Raw genomic sequence first — 18,112 nt, 5'->3', positions numbered from 1 at the left:
GTCAATACATTAAATTACATATCAACTAACTGCGATTACCTTCGCCATCTTGCAAAATGAAAAGGTAAATCGCCTAACCAAACTTATCAAATGTACAATTTTTACTCAAAGAAAATGGTACAGCCACCAGACTGTATCGCAAGAATTTTGCTGATTATGAGGTTTACCCTGCTAATTCTAATCACCGCCATTTTACAGGTTAGCGCAAGTTCTTATGCGCAAAAAATAACCTTATCTGAAAAGAACGCTCCGCTAAGGAAGGTCTTTGATCAGATTAGGGTTCAGAGCGGATATGATTTCTTATTTACTTCGACTATACTGAAAGACGCGAAAAGTGTAAGTATTAATGTCAAGGATGCCGAAATTGAGGTTGTTTTGCAGAAAATATTTGAAGGACAGCCTTTGAAATATACCATTGATGAAAAAACTGTGCTGATCAGGAAAAAAGAAAAAAACTTTCTGGATAACCTTATTGAAGGTTTACAGGCAATTGATGTGCGAGGAAAGATCCTGACGGAGACAGGAAATAACCTTGTTGGGGCTTCCATTACGGTTAAGGGAACCGGTAGGGTGGTCAGGACAAATGAAAAAGGAGAATTCTTTATCGCCGGGGTAGATGAAAATGCCATACTTGTGGTTACTTATATGGGCTATGAAACCAGGGAAATAAAGGCCGAAAAAACAATTAGCCTTGTATTAAAAGTTGACATGACTGCTTTGAGTGAGGTGGTAGTAGTTGGGTATGGAACACAGAAGAAATCTTCCCTGTCAGGTGCTATATCATCTATTAAGGGCGAGGAATTGCTGAAAGGACCATCTACAAATATATCTAGTTTATTGGGCGGCCGACTTCCGGGTATATCATCGGTACAGGAATCGGGAGAACCGGGCGTTGACCAGGCGTCATTGAGAATACGTGGTTCTAATTATGCGGTTACTTATATTGTAGATGGAATGCCACGGTCTATAAATGATCTGGATCCAAATGATGTGGAGAGCGTATCGGTATTGAAAGATGGTGCTGCGGCTTCAGTTTATGGTTTGAAAGCTGCCGGAGGAGTAGTGATCATCACAACTAAAAAAGGACTTTCTGGAAAACCAACTTTAAATTATAGTGGTGCGACAGGTGTTTCGCTAAATGCCAATTTCCCGAAATTTATGGATGGGCCGCAGTTTGCTCATTATTACAACATGGCCGATATGATGGATAAGCTTGCAAATGGTACCATCAAAAATAGAAATGAATATACACCGATTTTCCTGAAAGCGGATGTGGATGCGATGTTGAACGGAGACCCTAACGACGGCTGGGACAATGTAAACTACATTGATGAAGTGTTTGGAACCGGACATACAACTAAACACAATCTTTCTGTACAGGGTGGAAAAGACAATACCAATTATTTTGTATCGCTGGGCTATCTGGGCAATAAAGGGAATATCAAAAACTTTGAATATGACCGTTATAATCTGCGCAGTAATATAAGCACCCGGGTGGCACAAAATCTGAATATGGAGTTTGGCATAGCGGGTAGCACAGGCTATAGACAAACACCTGGTTTTCTGTCGGGTGGTACAGACAGTAGCCCAAGTTTAGGTGAACAGGGATGGTTTTCAATTGCGAAACAAACTATTGGTATGCACCCTTATCTGCCTATCAAATATAACGGTCTTTACACCGGTGTTACGCCTAGAAACAATTCGGGGGCCCCAAACAGCCCGCTTGCTGCAATAAATGAATCGGGGTATAAAAAAACTAATGCTGTAGACCTGCAAACCAATCTATCTCTTGAATACAAATCTCCATGGTTAAAAGGATTAAGCTTTAAGGCTACAGGATCTTATGACTACAGCACTTCACACAATAAAAACCTGGATACTTACTATTCGGTAAATGCAGTGAGATTAACAGATGCGACCAGTAAACTGGGATTCAATAAAATGCTGGATCCAAGAGGAAGATCGTTCAATTTCTTGGGCGAAGGCCAATCTCAAAGTAAACAATTGGTAGGACAGGGTAGTGTGAGCTATAAAAATACTTTTGCTGAACATAATCTTGATGTGCTGGCATTGGTGGAAATCCGCGACAATAAATCCAACTCTTTATCGGCCTACGCCAAAGATGTTGCTTTCCCGGAATTGCCGGAATTGGGCCTAAATACGCCTGCTGATAATCCGATAGGCGGAAGGAGTGCAGGATCGAGGAGTTTAGGGTATGTGTTCCGTTTAAAATACGACTACAACGAAAAGTACCTTGCTGAGTTTACAGGCAGGTATGATGGTTCCTATAAATTTGCGGGCAATGTTGAGGGTAAAAGATGGGGCTTCTTCCCTTCTGCTTCATTAGCCTGGAGGGTGTCTAAAGAGGATTTTATGAGTAACCAAACTAGTATTGACGATTTAAAAATTCGTGCATCCGCAGGCTTGCTGGGAAATGATGGCGTGCCCGATTTTGCTTTCCTGAGTACTTATTCATTTGGGAGTAAATTGCCAATGAATGGTGGCCTGCAAAATTCATTGTATACCAGCGTTATTGCCAATCCAAACCTTTCCTGGGAAAAAACACTTTCTTATAATGTGGGGGTTGATATGACGATGTGGAAAGGGCTGCTGGGGCTAGAGTTTGATGCTTTTTATACTTATACCTATGATATCCTGACGGGGATGTCGGCCGGATATCCTCCGTCAATGGGCGGTTATTATTTTTCTTATGAAAACTTTAGCGCTACAGATGCCAAAGGTTTTGAGTTGTTGCTGAAACACAGCAATAGTTTCAATCTTGGAGGAAAAGCATTTAAATATCGCGTATCTCCGAATGTTACTTTTGCCAGAAACCGCTGGATTAAATATCCGGATAGCGAGAATGCTCCCGAAATTCAAAAGGTTACCGGAAAAAGAACAGGGATAGTTTCCGGTTGGATTGCTGATGGACTGTTCCGCTCGGAAGAGGAAATTGATAATGCAGCCTGGTATGGTAGTCGTCCAAATGTGGGTGATGTTAAATATGTGGATCAGAATGGTGATGGTAAAATTGATTATCAGGACAGAGGTCTGATCGGAAGGCCAAACAGACCGGAACTTACTTATGGACTGAACCTGGCTGCCGAATGGAACGGTTTCGATATCAATGCTCAGCTAACAGGGGGGATGTTTTTTGATGTATCATTAACGGGTACTTATTACAATTATTACGATGACAATACAATCTGGACGCAAACCTTTAAAGAGGGTGCAAACTCTCCTTTATTTTTGGTGGAGAATGCCTATAGTATAGATAATCCTAACGGAACGTTTCCAAGAATGACCTTAAGCTCTACTACACATGGTGGTGATAATGGCCTGGCTTCAACTTTCTGGTTCAGGGATGGAAAATACATCCGTTTAAAGTCGGCACAGATTGGCTATTCTATACCGAAGAAAATTATGGATAAAATGGGCCTGGGTACACTGCGCTTTTTTGTTGAGGGATCTAATATTTTTACCATATCGGGATTACCAAAGGGTGTTGACCCTGAGTCGCCTGGTGTAAATAATGGTTATTATCCGCAGCAGCGAATATTTATGGGCGGTGCAACACTCTCTTTTTAAATCTTAAATCTTGATTCAAATGAAAAAATATATATTCAAAGCTGCTCTGATTGGCCTGGCCGCTTTAAGTTTTTCTTCCTGTAAAAAGTACCTGGATATGACACCTACTTCTGCCGCCTCTGATAAACTGGTATGGAGCAAGATCGAATATGCTGAGCTGGCCATCAACAGCTTTTATCACGACCTGAATTACTTTGGTAATTTCAGCACAGGGCAATCTATTGCAGGTATGACAGATGGTTTTACAGATGCATTTAAATATTCATCAATGACCTACAATGCCTATATGTATATTCCTAATGAAATTGCTTATGGGGGTAGCGTGCTCACACCAAATTATGTAGCTGTTTACCTGGGTAACTGGGCCGCAGTTTATGAGCAGGTGAGACGGGTTAACGAAGCTTTGTCAAACCTTAAAAAGTATGGCACTTTTGGAGATGCCGACCGCAACCGTCTGGAGGCCGAAATCAGGTTTTTCCGTGCTCAGCTTTACTTTGATTTGGTAAAGCGTTATAAAGAAGTAATCATTTACGATGAGGACCTTTCGAAAATCAATAAGAATACAGGATTAAGTACTGAGGCCCAGGGCTGGGATTTTGTACAGGATGATTTAAATTTTGCTGCTAAACATTTGCTGAACAGTAAAAATCCGAATGGCAGGGTAACCATTGGGGCAGCTTATGCCTTGTTATCAAGGGCAATGTTGTATGCTGAACGCTGGGAAGCAGCAAAGATTGCAGGTGCTAAAGTATTGGAAATTGGCTATGAACTAACGGGCAATTATGCTGATGCATTTAAAACGGGAAGTACAGAAGCCATTCTCCAGTACAGTTATAATAAGGCTTCATTTACACATAATTTTGATGCAAGTTATGCACCGGGTGGCGACCGTAAGGGAGCTGGGGCTTTGGGTACTCCTACACAGGAAATGGTGGAGTCTTATGAGCTGAAAACAATTGGAGGCTTTCCCGACTGGACTGCCTGGCATAATACTTCTGGAACTAATGATGAACCACCTTACGCAGATTTAGAGCCGCGCTTCCATGCCAGTATCTTATACAATGGCGCAAGTTGGAAAGGACGTAAAATAGAGCCTTTTATTGATGGAACTGATGGTTGGGCAAGCTGGAAGGATGATGCTGTACCGGCTGGACGTACTGTGACCGGTTATTTTTTAAGAAAGATGCTGGATGAAAATATTGACCTGAGTAAAGATGGGTCTACACAGCCCTGGACATCATTTCGTTTAGCTGAAGTATTGCTGAATTATGCAGAAGCCTGCTACCGTTCTGATGCTACTGCAGATGCGAATGCAGCAGTACGTAAGGTAAGGGCCAGAGTAGGACTTCCTTATCAGGATAAAAGCGGTTCAGATCTGATGGCTGCCATTATGCAGGAGAGAAAAGTTGAGCTGGCGTTTGAAGGATTCTATTACTGGGATATGAAACGCTGGAAGCTGGCAGAAAGTGCATTTACGGGAAAGCGTGTACATGGATTGAAAATAGAAAAAATAGGAGCTGGGTTTAAGTATACTTATGTAGACTGTGATAAACAAGATCGTAATTTTCCCGCCAAGATGTATCGTATTCCATTGCCAACAGCTGAAATCACGAACAACACTGCAGTGAAACAATTTCCTGAGTGGAATTAATTGCATTATTAAGAAATATAAATATGAGAAAGCACATATTCAATATAATTATAGTGGCTGTAGTTATCCTCACAAGCTGTAAAAAAGCGGTGCATGTACAGCCAACAAACGATGCCAGGGGGATTAATAGCCTGGTAGCTAAGTTTGCTACTGGTGACCTGAAGGAAATGGAAGCCGTTAAGTTTGATATAACCGGAACTGAAACTGAGTTTGTGATCCCTGTACCCTGGTTTTTTCCAGAGGATAGCGATCATGAAACTACTCCGTACATGAAAGCGATGAAGATTGAAGCCAACCTTGCCAACAATTGCAAAATTGAGCCAAAACTAGGCATATTGGATCTGACTAAGGAGAACTTCTTTACTTTTACAGATCAGCTTGGAAATCAAAAGCGGATTTCCATCAGGGGAGAACGTACAAAATCTAAAAAATCAAGCATTACTTTCTTCAACATTGAATTAGTAGGGGTAACGGGCTTGATTGATCAGGATAAGAAAACAATTTCCTTAATTACAGTAGAAGATTTATCCGCTGTGAATGTAGAGGTCTCGATGTCGGCACATGCTACTTTAGACCGTTCTCTGGAAGGTATGAATCTGAATGCTCCGACTCAACTTACAGTAATTGCGCATGACGGGGTAAGCAAAACGACTTATTCGATTATGAAAACGGCTCCGGCTAAAATTACTTATGGTTTTAGAAGTGGTTCTGAAAATCTAAGCTTCAACCTTAACCTTGGTACTTTAGGCTATACTGATGGAAGTAAGCCAAGTTTAGCCGCATCGGGTAACTTCCTGGTAGTTTCTACGGCCAATGGACAGGCTCCTAAATATTATAACAGAAGTACTGGTAAGTATGTTGGGTTGATGAATTTGGGCGCTGCAAAAGGCAATGGTTCTGTTGCCAGTGATGGTGCCGGAAATATCATTGTAGCAGATTATACCAATGCTGGCGAAACCTTAAAAATATACAAAACCAGTGCGGTGACAACTGCGCCTCAAGCCTTAATCAGCTGGACAAATACCTCAGGTTTCCCTGTAGGAAGTAAAATGTCTGTTTATGGAAATCTGAACGATAAGGCAATTCTTATTGCTACCTGCGACGGTACTTCTGGTTCAGGTTCGAACAGGTTTGTGAGGTGGGTAATTACAAATGGAGTGGTAGGAAGTGCTGAAGTAGTTACTGCCGATGGTATTCCTTTCTGGGGAGCAGGCGTGAACGGCACGAAAGTCACTTCAAGAAGTGCTGATGTTGCTGATGGATCTTTTGTCGGTTTTTACGATGGCGGAGTAAATAACCTGTATTATCTGGATGGAAACAACACCAAAGCGTTGAACCTTGCCGATCAGACATCTGGTAACGGATGGGGTATTAACAATAGTTTAGCTGATGCCAAAGAATTTAATAATGCTAAATACCTGGCCTTCTACTGTCCAAGTCATTTCCCTGGATGGGGCATTTCTTCTGAGTTATACATTTATGATGTTTCTTCAATGGGGAACTTTAAAGGTAATGTAGATAAAACCAGTGCTTTGGTATTTTCTGCTAAATATGGTGTTGTAGGAAACGCAGTTTCGGCTAGTGGCGATGTGTTAATTGCCCCAAGTACCGATGGCTATAAAATGCAGGTCTTTACCATTGATTTTAATGCAGGCAATCTGGCTTGTTATGAATTTAATTGTGTTGACGTAAAATAAATAATGGTGGATATGGAAAGGGACTAATTGTGTAAAAAACAATCTATAATCCTTTCCATGCCACTGCTTTTGTGAAATTATTCAAAGTATAAAACTAACCGAATATGAATAGGAAGAATTTCTTGATGGCTGCAGCTGGTCTGGGCCTGTTTGGGGTTACCTCGTCCTGTAAAGAAGATAATGCTGCTATAGAATGGATCTGGGATAAAAAAGCTGATCCAAGTCAAACTGCAAAACCAAGATACATATGGATTGATGCTGCGGCAAATTTTCCTGATTATGCGAACAGTAAGGAAAATATTAAAAGAGACCTCGGGAAACTGGCCGATGCAGGGATTACTGATGTTGTGGTTGATGTACGCCCAAGTATGGGAGATGTGCTTTTCAACTCTTCGCAGGTACAACAGGTGAAAAAATTGGATGTGTGGTCTTCGGGCTCATACGGATTTGTGGAACGTACTGCAACATGGGATTATCTACAGGCTTTTATTGATGAAGGACATGCTTTAGGGCTTAAAATCCATGCAGCAATAAATACGTTTGTTGCTGGAAACAATTATGCATATGGATTGGGGCAGCAGGGGATGCTGTTCAGAGAAGGGACTAAAAAAGAATGGGCAACAACTTTAAACCTGCCGGGAGGATTGGTAAATGTAATGGATATTACCACTGCCCAGGATCCTAATAACAGTTATGGAACCAAGTTTATCAACCCTGCGAATGATGAGGTGCAACAGTATATGCTCAACATTATCGGTGATTTGGCTAAGTATAATATTGATGGACTGATTCTAGACCGTTGTAGATACAATGATTTTGTCTGTGATTTTTCTACTGTCACGAAACAAAAGTTTGAACAGTACATTGGTGAAACAGTTACAAATTTCCCAAATGATATCATTGTTCCCGGAACACCTTCTTACCCTTTGCCAGCTACCATGCCCAAACATTTTAAGAAATGGATGGAATTCAGGGTAAAGACGATACATGATTTTATGGTAAAGGCAAGGGAACGTGTAAAGTTGGTAAATGATAAAATACAGTTTGGCGTATACGTTGGAGGCTGGTATTCTACCTATTATGATGTAGGAGTAAACTGGGCCAGCCCGAAATACAATACCGCACAATTTTATCCGGCCTGGGCAAGTCCTGCTTACAAGGATTTTGGTTATGCTGATCATATGGATTTTATATTAATTGGGGCTTATGCACCTGTAGATCGTATATATGGTTCAGGTGAATGGACCGTAGAAGGTTTCTGCAAAAACGCCAAAACCTTAATGCAGGGCGATACTAAAGTCTCGGGTGGACCTGATGTTGGAAACGGAGATGGTTGGGGAAATGGTGGTATGGATGCTGCAGTGACCAAAACGGTTGATGCAGCAATAAATGCGGGCGACGGTTATTTCATTTTTGATATGGTTCATGTTAAAAGGTATAATTACTTTGCAGCCCTAAAAACAGGGATTGATAATTATCTGAATAGTATAAAAAAATAAGCGAATTTAATCAATGAATAAAATAACTAATCTTCTCATTATAGTACTTCTGTGTGGTATTGCTACGCAGCTGGAAGCAAAAATTAAGCTGAGTACTGTATTTGGAAATCATATGGTTTTGCAACAACAGGCAAATGTGACCTTTAAGGGATATGCCGATGCAAATAAACGTGTAAAAGTTAGGGTTGGCTGGAATACAAAAAAGTATGCCGTGATAGCCGATGCAACCGGATATTTTGAAATTACGGTGTCGACACCTGAATCTGTTGCAAAACCATATGAGATTAGTTTTAATGATGGGGAGGAATTACTGTTAAAAAATGTGCTTATCGGTGAAGTATGGTTTTGTTCTGGACAATCGAATATGGAAATGCCGGTAAAAGGTTTTCGAGGCCAGCCGGTTTTTGGTACTTTAAAACATATTGTAACAGCAAATCCTAACAGAAAGATAAGGCTATATACCGTAAAACGTGCCTGGAACACCATGCCACAAGTGGAAGGGGTTGTAGGAGAATGGAAAGAGCTGTCTGCAAAAGACGTAGCTGAGTTTTCTGCAACTGCCTATTTTTTCGGAGATATGTTGGAGCAATCGCTCGGTAGCCCGATTGGTCTGGTCAACTGCTCCTGGAGTATGTCGAAAATTGAAACCTGGATGGATCAGGAAAGCCTTGCCCGTATAGGAGGGATAAAATTTCCGGATATCAATCAAAAGGAATTTGAATGGCCAGCAGGAACGCCTACGCTTTTATGGAATGCCATGGTAAACCCATGGAAAGGATTTCCGATTAAAGGTGTGATCTGGTACCAGGGAGAAGCCAATACTGGCGATCCGACATTGTATAAACAATTGTTCGCTGCAATGACCAGGCAATGGAGGACATTTTTTGAGGCTCCTGAAATGCCATTTTATTACGTTCAGCTCGCACCCTGGCAATCGGGCGGGAAAGATCTGCTGGACTGGGCATATTTCAGACAAGCTCAACTTGAGTTGTTGAATGAAATTCCAAATGTCGGAATGGCAATAACCGCTGATCTGGGAAGTGAAGTTTTTATTCATCCGCCTCTTAAAATTGAAGTAGGGCAGCGATTGGCTTACTGGGCGTTAGCGAAAACATACGGCAAGGAAGGCTTTCAGTATTCCGGACCTATATTTAAATCTGCCCGCTTGAAAGATGCTGTTGCAGAACTGGTATTTGATTTCGGGAAGGACGGGTTAAATCCCGAGAACGAAAAGATTAAAGGATTTGAAATTGCCGGTAAAAATGGAGTCTTTAAGACTGCTGAGGCATTAATAATCAATGGTTCAGACCGCGTTAAAGTGTGGTGCGACGAGGTTAAGGAGCCGGTAGAAGTACGCTATTGTTTTAAAAATTATAAAATTGGTAATTTATATAATAATGCAGGTTTACCCGCTGCTCCCTTCCGTGCATTAATCAGTAGGTAGATGATTTCTTGGTTTTTTACATGTTTGAGCAAACTCAATCAGATCAATGAAAAATGGTATCATTTTTCTTTTTTTTGAAAATAAAGATTAACATTGAGCCTTGTTTTGACCAAATATTATGCAGAAGGATCTCTTTTATGACCGATTTTAGTAAACATTCCGATGCTGCGCTTCTGAGATTGTTGAAATCGGGTGATCATTATGCTTATACCGAATTGTATAACAAGAACTGGAAGTTTCTTTACAATTCAGCGTACAATATTTTACGAAATCACCAGGATACGATGGATGTATGTCAGACCTTATTTATGTGGATCTGGGAGCATCACGATCAAATTGAGATCAAAACTAATTTCAGGGCTTATCTTTTTGTCGCTGCCAAATATAGAATCGCTAATTTGATCAGGGATGGCAGGGGCAGAACTGACCTGTTTGAAAATGCAGATTTTGAGCATTTAAGTGATGGCGATTTTAATCCTCTGGAGGTGAAGGAACTCAAGAACCTGATCCGGCAGTTGATTGAAGAGCTGCCACCCAAGTGCAGGGAGATCTTTATCATGAGCAGGGAGCGTGCAATGAGTCATAAGGAGATAGCTCAGGAATTAGGCATCTCTAATAAAACTGTAGACGAACAGATCAGCCGGGCGTTGAAGAAATTAAAAATTCCATTGAATAGATTGGCTTCTATTATTTTATTGTGTTGATTTTTAATGTTTTGTGAGTTTTTGAAATAATTTTTAAATTCTTTGTAGGTGTTCCCTCTGTTTTTTGTGTCATACAAGCAATTCTCCGAAAAGTATGGACAAACAATTATTCAACAGGTTAACAGATAAAATTAATCAGGGCATTGCTTCTGATATTGAACTGGCTTTATTCAATGCTTATATGAATAAGATGGCTGTTGATGATAGAGATTGGACAAATGACTATCCGGGAGGGGAAGAGGCAATAAATGATGAATTGTGGACTAAGGTTAAGCCTATAAGGACATCAAGATGGCGTTTCTGGCAGGTGGCAGCTGCAGCAATGCTGATTGTAACTGTAGGGCTAGGTATGTATTTCTTAGCGGATCAATCCCCCAGAGCAGAGGAGTCTATTGTTCTGAGAAATGATATTGATCCGGGTAAACAGGGGGCAACATTGACACTTGCTGATGGAAAGAAAATTCGTTTGGGGGATGCCTCCAGTGGAAAACTGGCAGAACAGGCCGGAGTGTTGATAAGTAAGGCTGCTGGTGGAGGTTTGTTGTATGAAATTAAGGATTCGGATGCTGGAAGAAAGGTGAGAAGTAATCAGTCAGTCAATACCGTAAATACACTCTCTACTGCTAAAGGGGAAACCTATCAGCTTCGGTTACCTGATGGTTCTAGGGTTTGGCTTAATGCGGCCTCAAGTTTAACCTATGCTGTTTCTTTTCAAGGGCGTAGCCTGCGAACTGTAAAGCTTCAGGGGGAGGGATATTTTGAGATTGCAGAGGATAAGGCGCATCCTTTTATCGTGGAAAGTGCGGGGCAGCAAGTGGAAGTGCTGGGAACCCATTTTAACATTAATAGTTATGCAGATGAACCGTTTATAAAAACAACGTTATTGGAAGGAAGTGTGAAGGTGCGTTCAGGTGCTGAGGAGAAATTATTAAAACCCGGATATCAGGCTCTGAATTCTGGTAAGCAGATTAATATCACTCAAACTGACGTGAGTCTGGCTATAGCCTGGAAAAATAATGAGTTTGTTTTTGAAAGTGAGACCCTGCCCAATATCATGAAAATGTTAGAGCGCTGGTATGATGTAAAGGTCATCTATGAGGGGCCTGTTCCCGCAGATTTGTTTAATGGTGGGGTATCAAGATTTGATAAGGTCTCGGAAGTTCTGAAGGTATTGGAATCAACGAAAAAAGTTCGTTTTAGAACTGATGGGCGGGTGATCTATGTAAGTAAATAAAAAAATAAAATATAATTAACCAAATATTAAACCAAACCAGTAATAATGATGAGTAGATTTTACAATAGGAATGTTAAGTAAATAAAAAACAACCAGATCCTCTAAAGACCTGGTTGTGGTTGGCCTTGGCCAATACTAAGTATCAACTGAAACTGCAGAAGCCTTTCCCCTAGGAAAGTTGAGGCTACTGCCTGGAACCAACTAAAGACAAATGTATCTAAAAAAAACAAAAGATGGGAAGCCTATAGGGCTATGCTCCAATATATTGCTTATTATGCGATTATCAACTATCATATTGATTGCATCGCTGATGCAGGTAAGTGCTGCAGGACTTGCTCAAAAAGTTAATCTATCTGAAATCAATACGCCTTTAAAACTCGTTTTAAAAGAACTGAAACGGCAAAGTCGTTATAATTTTGTGATTACTGATGCTCAATTACGGATTGCTAATCCAGTGAATATTCATGTAAAGAATATGCAAGTTGAGCAGGTGTTGGTGAAAATTTTTGACCAACAACCTCTGTTGTTTGAAATTGACAACAAGACTGTTGTGGTACGGGATAAAGGGCCTTCCTTTCTCGATCGCATGGTTAGGCCCTGGACTACTGTTGATATCCGTGGTCAGATATTAGATGAACAGAAAAAACCGATGCCAGGTGCAACGGTCAGGATCAAAGGAGCCAATCAGGTTGCCATTACTGATCAGAATGGGAAGTTTGTATTGAAGGATGTTGCGAATGAAGCAATTTTGGTTGTACAATATGTGGGCTATAAAACCAGAGAGGTTCCTTTGAAAGATGTTAAGAATGGAAGTCCCATCATTTTATTTGTGGAAAATGCAAAGTTAGATGAGATTGTAGTCGTTGGTTATGGAGAGGTAAAAAGGGGTGATTTGACAGGAGCGGTAGGAACGGTTAATATCAATGATTTAAACAAAGCTCCTATAGCTACTTTTGATCAGGCACTTGCCGGTAGAATTGCTGGTGTGCAGGTAACTTCGAAAGATGGGCAGCCCGGCGAACAAATGAATATAGTAATTCGTGGAGGAAATTCTTTAACACAAAGTAATGCTCCTTTATATGTTGTTGACGGATTTCCAATGGAGAATTTTTCGGTTTCTTCCATAAATCCCTTAGATATTAAATCTATTAATATCCTTAAAGATGCCTCAGCTACTGCAATTTATGGGTCCAGAGGAGCTAATGGTGTTGTTATCATAGACACTAAACAAGGTTCAATAGGAGATCCTGTTATTAACTACGAAGGTTTTATTGGAACCCAAAATACCATTGCACGTATGGATTTAATGAGCCCTTATGAGTTTGTAAAATACCAAATTGAGTTAGACCCTGCTTCTATGACTAAACGCTATCTTACTGATAGAATGATGGTGCTGGAGGATTATAAAAATATTGATGGGATTGACTGGCAGGATAAATTCTTTAGGGAAGCGCTTATGCAAAATCATGCTATATCGCTCAGAGGGGGAAGTCAGAAGACGAAGTATGCGGTTTCATTATCTACTACAGATCAGGATGGAGTAATAAAAAACTCAGGGTTTCAACGAAATGTAGGTCGGGTAACTTTGAATCAGGATATCGGCAGTCGTTTGAAAGCCAATTTAATTGTCAATTATAGTCGGGACAAAAATTTTGGCTCAATCACATCTTCGCAAGCAACTTCGGAAGGCGGATATGCTTCTTACCTGATGTACAGAGTTTGGGGGTACAGACCTATATCTTTTGGGACAACAGATATTGTGGAAGATCTTTTTGATGAAGAGATAGATGGGGCGGATGGTGCTTACATATTAACCATGAATCCGATAATTACGACTGAAAATGAAATTCGCCAGCAAAATAGGGCAAATTTATTTACAAGTCTCGCATTGAATTACGATCTCACTAAAGACCTTAAATTAAGTATTAGGGGTGGATATACCAATGTATCAACGGTGGATGAAGCTTTCTATAATTCGAAAACCTGGCAAGGTTATCCTTCGGCGACGAATAGAAAAGGGGTAAATGGGAAGTATCAGAACGTAGAGTTAACAAACTGGATGAACGAAAATACGCTCAATTATAAAAAGAAACTAAATAGTAGAAACCAATTGGATGTTCTTGTTGGTGCAACAATACAAGGTGCTGAGCGTAAAGATTATGGTTATGAAGCATATAATATTCCAAATGAAGAGCTTAAGCTTAAATCCTTACAATTAGGATTGCCTGCCTCAGTTATATCTACGGGATCGGAAAATGCGCTTATTTCTTTTCTTGGAAGAATAAATTATAATTTAAATTCTAAATATCTGTTTACAGCATCAATTAGATCGGATGGATCATCTAAGTTCTCCAGATCAAAAAGATGGGGTACATTCCCTTCAGCAGCATTTGCCTGGCAATTAGGTAGAGAATCTTTTCTGAAAAACTCCAGATTTATCAGCGATTCTAAATTGAGATTGAGCTATGGAATAACAGGGAACAATAGAATAAATGATTTTGCCAGATATACAACATTAGATATCGATGATTATTATTCTTTTGGTAATGCGACTCCTGGTTACGCAGCACTGTTATCAAATCTTGGTAATGAATCGCTCAAATGGGAGAGAACAGCACAATGGGATTTAGGCTACGAGATCTCCTTGTTTAACAATAGAATTAACATAGAGGCAGATGTATACCGTAAAACCACTAAAGATTTATTGTTATATAGCGATCTTCCATATTCTACCGGATTTAACAGGGTTTATAGAAATGTTGGCAGTGTCCAGAATGATGGTCTTGAAATTAGTATCAATACCGTAAACATAGCATCTGGAGATTTCAAATGGACGAGTGACTTTAATATCAGTTTTAACAAGAATAAAGTTATTGCTTTATCCGATAATCAAAATAGTTTTTTGTCAAGCGTAAATTTTACAGGAGATTTTAATACGGTTCCCTTGTATATAACAAAAATAGGCGCACCTGTATCATCCTTTTATGGTGTTGTATGGGATGGTGTATATCAATATGAGGATTTTGATAAACTGCCTAATGGATATGTACTGAAACAGTCTGTTCCAACCAATGGTAGTGATCGTTCTTTGATTCAGCCAGGAGATATAAAATATAAGGATCAGAATGGTGACGGAGTGGTTGATGAAGATGATAGGGTGGTAATTGGACGTACACTCCCTAAGCATTTTGGAGGGTTTAATAATAATTTTTCGTATAAAAATTTCAGTCTTAATGTGTTTTTTCAGTGGAACTACGGTAATAATATAATGAATGCTAATCGTATGTTGTTTGAAGGAAGCTATAATAACCGGTTGAATTTGAATCAGTTTAGATCTTACGAAACACGCTGGACAGCAGAAAATCAATCTAATGTGATGTATAGGACACGTGGTGCAGGGCCAATGGGAGTTTATTCATCGAGAACAATTGAAGATGGTTCATTTTTACGATTGAAAACTGTACGCTTTACCTATTCTATCCCGAAAAAATCTATCAAAGGGATTGATAATGCGAGTGTTTTTCTTGCTGGACAGAATATTTATACATGGGATCGTTATTCAGGGATGGATCCGGAAGTTTCAACCAGGCAGACTGCACTTACACCTGGATTCGATTATTCAGCTTATGCCAGAAGTCTAACCTTTACGGTAGGAACCAGTATTACATTTTAAATCGTTTATACAACACATTTTTGATTATGAATGCAAAAATATCATATTATCGTTTAAGAATTTTGATAATAATCGGAGTAGCTTTTTTGACGCAATCCTGTAACAAGCTATTGGACGTAAATCCGGGAGAGTATACATTGACTTCTGGTGGTTTTTATAAAAACAAGGCAGAACTTAATGATGCTTTAAGAGGAGTATATTCATTCCTGGCTTCAGGAGATCTTTATGGAAGTGCGATGTTGGGAAGAATGGGACTTGATGCTGACGAAGGATATATTAATAATTCAGTTGATAGAGGCACCATAGGGTATTATGATGCAAGTACGGCAGATACCAAGATCTTGTTCTATTGGAGAGCGGTTTATGCAGCCATAAATAACGCCAATGCTATATTGGCCCAGGTAGACAATCCAGAGATTGAAATAGATAAGGCAGAAAGGGATAATATTAAAGGACAAGCACTTTTTTTAAGAGGTTACTATTATTTTATGCTGTTAACTAAGTTTGGTGAAGTGCCTCTGGTTAAAAAGCCTACCTCCTCTTCAGGATCTATGGACGTCTATTTGCCCCGTACCTCATTGAAAACGATTTATGAATCTATTGTTGAAGACATGGAGCAAGCTTCAGCATTGGTTTATGATATCAACAACGTAGAATCATCTGGGAGGGTATCTAAATCGGTTGTCTGGGGAATGCTTGCCAGAGTCTGTTTACATATGGCTGGAGAACCTTTAAAGGATCTTTCTAAGTATAATGAGGCTGCTAAGTATGCTAAAATGGTAATAGATACAAAATATCATGAGTTAAATCCATCTTATAAGCAGGTATTTGTTAACTATGCCCAGGATAAATACGATCCTAAAGAAAGTATATGGGAAGTAGAATTTTATGGAGATGGCAAAGGGGTTTATAAAAATATTTATGGTACGGTAGGTCGTACCAATGGTATTAAGTATGCAGGAACAGATGGACTTAGTTTTGGTTATTCTGTTGGTGTAACATATACTACTGAGTGGTTGTATAATTTGTATGAGGCTAATGATCTGAGACGTGATTGGGCAATTGCTCCTTTTAGATATGTTAATGACCAGAAAGAATATTGGACAGCTAGTGCAAATAAGCTACAGCGAAATGCAGGGAAATTTAGGCGCGAAGAGGAGATTTTATTACCTAGAAATCCAAGTAGTACTCCTCAAAACTTTCCGCTATTGCGTTATTCAGATGTCTTGTTGATGTATGCGGAAGCTATCAATGAATCAGAAGGAAATCCTGAAAATGCTTTAAAATATATCAATCAGGTAAGAAGAAGAGCAAAAGGTATTGCTGTTGAAGGTGGTAATACTTCGGCAGATTTACCATCCGGTATTCCTTATTCAGATTTTAAAACAGAAATTAAAAATGAACGGGCAAGAGAACTCTGCTTTGAACTTTTGCGCAGGGATGATCTGATGAGATGGGGAATGTTTTATAATAGTATGAAAATCAGGTTGTCACAGATACCCTCAGGTACATCTGGCTATCTTGTACAGGCTCGCTTGTATTTTGGAAATGTATCTCTAAGAGATATCAGATGGCCCATTCCATCTTACGAAATGGGTATAAATAATCAATTAGAACAGAATACAGGTTGGTGATTAACTTGTTGTTAGTGAGTTTGTTATTTTGAATGTGGAATTCAATAAATTATATATATTATGAAGTTGTCAATTATATTTTTTCTTGCTATTTGTTTGTTTTTCTGCGCTTGTACGAAGGACAAAATAGAGGCTGTTGATTTTAACGTCAATGTGGTCTCAAATACTGTAAAGGTTGGAGATGCCATACAATTTAATTTTACAGGCAATCCTGATATTATAGCATTTTATTCCGGAGAGTTTCTTTCTGACTATGATTTTATAGCAAAGGAAAAGAAATTCAATGCGTCGAATGTACTTTCCTTTTCCTCAACAAAATACAGTGGGGTTAATAATGATTGTGCAAGGTTAAAATATTCAACCAATTTTAATGGATCTTATGATTCTGTATCCATTGCCAAGGCTGATTGGATAGATATAACCAGTCGTTTTTATATACCGGATATTACACCTACTTCAGTTTTTTATGATTCAGGGGAAGTAGATATCACTGATATGGTAGAAAGTACAAACAATACTATTTATTTCGGATGGTTTTTTGAAACCCAAGAAAATAGTAGAAGAACCTTATTTAAAGTAAATGATTGGCAAATTAAGGCTGTGTCTAAAGATGGTACTTCTATAGTGCAACCTAAATACACGCATGTGAGTACTGCTTTTAAAATGCTTTTAGGAAGCAGCTGGGCAAATGAAACAACGGATATCCCTTTGGTAAATACTACTCAAATTGTTTGGACAGGAGTTTCAGCCAATGTGACACGTAAACAGGGATGGGTCATAACAGCTCCGCTTTATTTACCGAAGGAAATAAATTATGGTATAGCACATTCAATAGCTGTTAAATCTTTGAAGGACGGAAATTTGAGCAGATATACTTATACTTATGATAAGCCGGGTACCTATCAGGTAACTTTTATGGCGGCCAATTCTGGTATTTATGGGAGGAGTGAAGTCATAAGGCAGTTGACCATCACTGTTGAGCCATAGT

The 18,112-nt window shown here is 39.4% G+C and carries 10 protein-coding genes; all 10 read left to right on the top strand.

Going from position 1 to position 18,112, the window contains the following annotated elements; all coding sequences use genetic code 11:
• Nucleotides 1-90: 90 nt before the first annotated feature.
• The 10 genes from ABDJ41_RS21535 (at nt 91) to ABDJ41_RS21490 (ending at nt 18,111) form a co-directional block, all read left to right on the top strand.
• The gene (locus tag ABDJ41_RS21535) at nt 91-3,588 is read left to right on the top strand and encodes a TonB-dependent receptor (RefSeq protein ID WP_349788210.1); all 3,498 of its coding nucleotides are present in this window, start codon (nt 91-93) and stop codon (nt 3,586-3,588) included.
• A 19-nt stretch (nt 3,589-3,607) separates the two neighbouring features.
• On the top strand, nt 3,608-5,239 hold the full coding sequence (locus ABDJ41_RS21530) for a RagB/SusD family nutrient uptake outer membrane protein (RefSeq protein ID WP_349788207.1): 1,632 nt from the start codon (nt 3,608-3,610) through the stop codon (nt 5,237-5,239).
• A gap of 23 nt (nt 5,240-5,262) precedes the next feature.
• Nucleotides 5,263-6,936 carry a DUF5018 family protein gene (locus ABDJ41_RS21525; protein WP_349788206.1) on the top strand — a complete coding sequence of 558 codons (1,674 nt, stop codon included), beginning with the start codon at nt 5,263-5,265 and terminating at the stop codon, nt 6,934-6,936.
• A gap of 104 nt (nt 6,937-7,040) precedes the next feature.
• Nucleotides 7,041-8,435: an alpha amylase family protein gene (locus ABDJ41_RS21520; RefSeq protein WP_349788205.1), complete on the top strand. Its 1,395-nt coding sequence runs from the start codon at nt 7,041-7,043 to the stop codon at nt 8,433-8,435.
• A 13-nt stretch (nt 8,436-8,448) separates the two neighbouring features.
• The gene (locus tag ABDJ41_RS21515) at nt 8,449-9,879 is read left to right on the top strand and encodes a sialate O-acetylesterase (protein ID WP_349788204.1); all 1,431 of its coding nucleotides are present in this window, start codon (nt 8,449-8,451) and stop codon (nt 9,877-9,879) included.
• Nucleotides 9,880-10,016: 137 nt separating this feature from the next.
• On the top strand, nt 10,017-10,583 hold the full coding sequence (locus tag ABDJ41_RS21510) for an RNA polymerase sigma factor (protein WP_349788202.1): 567 nt from the start codon (nt 10,017-10,019) through the stop codon (nt 10,581-10,583).
• 94 nt (nt 10,584-10,677) lie between these two features.
• Complete coding sequence (locus ABDJ41_RS21505) at nt 10,678-11,817, top strand: FecR family protein (protein ID WP_349788201.1); 1,140 nt, start codon at nt 10,678-10,680, stop codon at nt 11,815-11,817.
• Nucleotides 11,818-12,028: 211 nt separating this feature from the next.
• Complete coding sequence (locus ABDJ41_RS21500; RefSeq protein ID WP_349788200.1) at nt 12,029-15,490, top strand: TonB-dependent receptor; 3,462 nt, start codon at nt 12,029-12,031, stop codon at nt 15,488-15,490.
• A gap of 26 nt (nt 15,491-15,516) precedes the next feature.
• Nucleotides 15,517-17,124, top strand: coding sequence for a RagB/SusD family nutrient uptake outer membrane protein (locus ABDJ41_RS21495; RefSeq protein ID WP_349788199.1), 1,608 nt, complete (start codon nt 15,517-15,519; stop codon nt 17,122-17,124).
• A 60-nt stretch (nt 17,125-17,184) separates the two neighbouring features.
• Nucleotides 17,185-18,111 carry a DUF5017 domain-containing protein gene (locus ABDJ41_RS21490; RefSeq protein ID WP_349788198.1) on the top strand — a complete coding sequence of 309 codons (927 nt, stop codon included), beginning with the start codon at nt 17,185-17,187 and terminating at the stop codon, nt 18,109-18,111.
• Nucleotide 18,112: the final 1 nt, after the last annotated feature.

Source organism: Pedobacter sp. ASV1-7 (assembly GCF_040203335.1).
Taxonomy (GTDB): Bacteria; Bacteroidota; Bacteroidia; order Sphingobacteriales; family Sphingobacteriaceae; genus Pedobacter.
The sequence above is the reverse complement of the archived record's forward strand: the minus strand, read 5'-3'. Positions and strand labels throughout refer to the sequence as shown.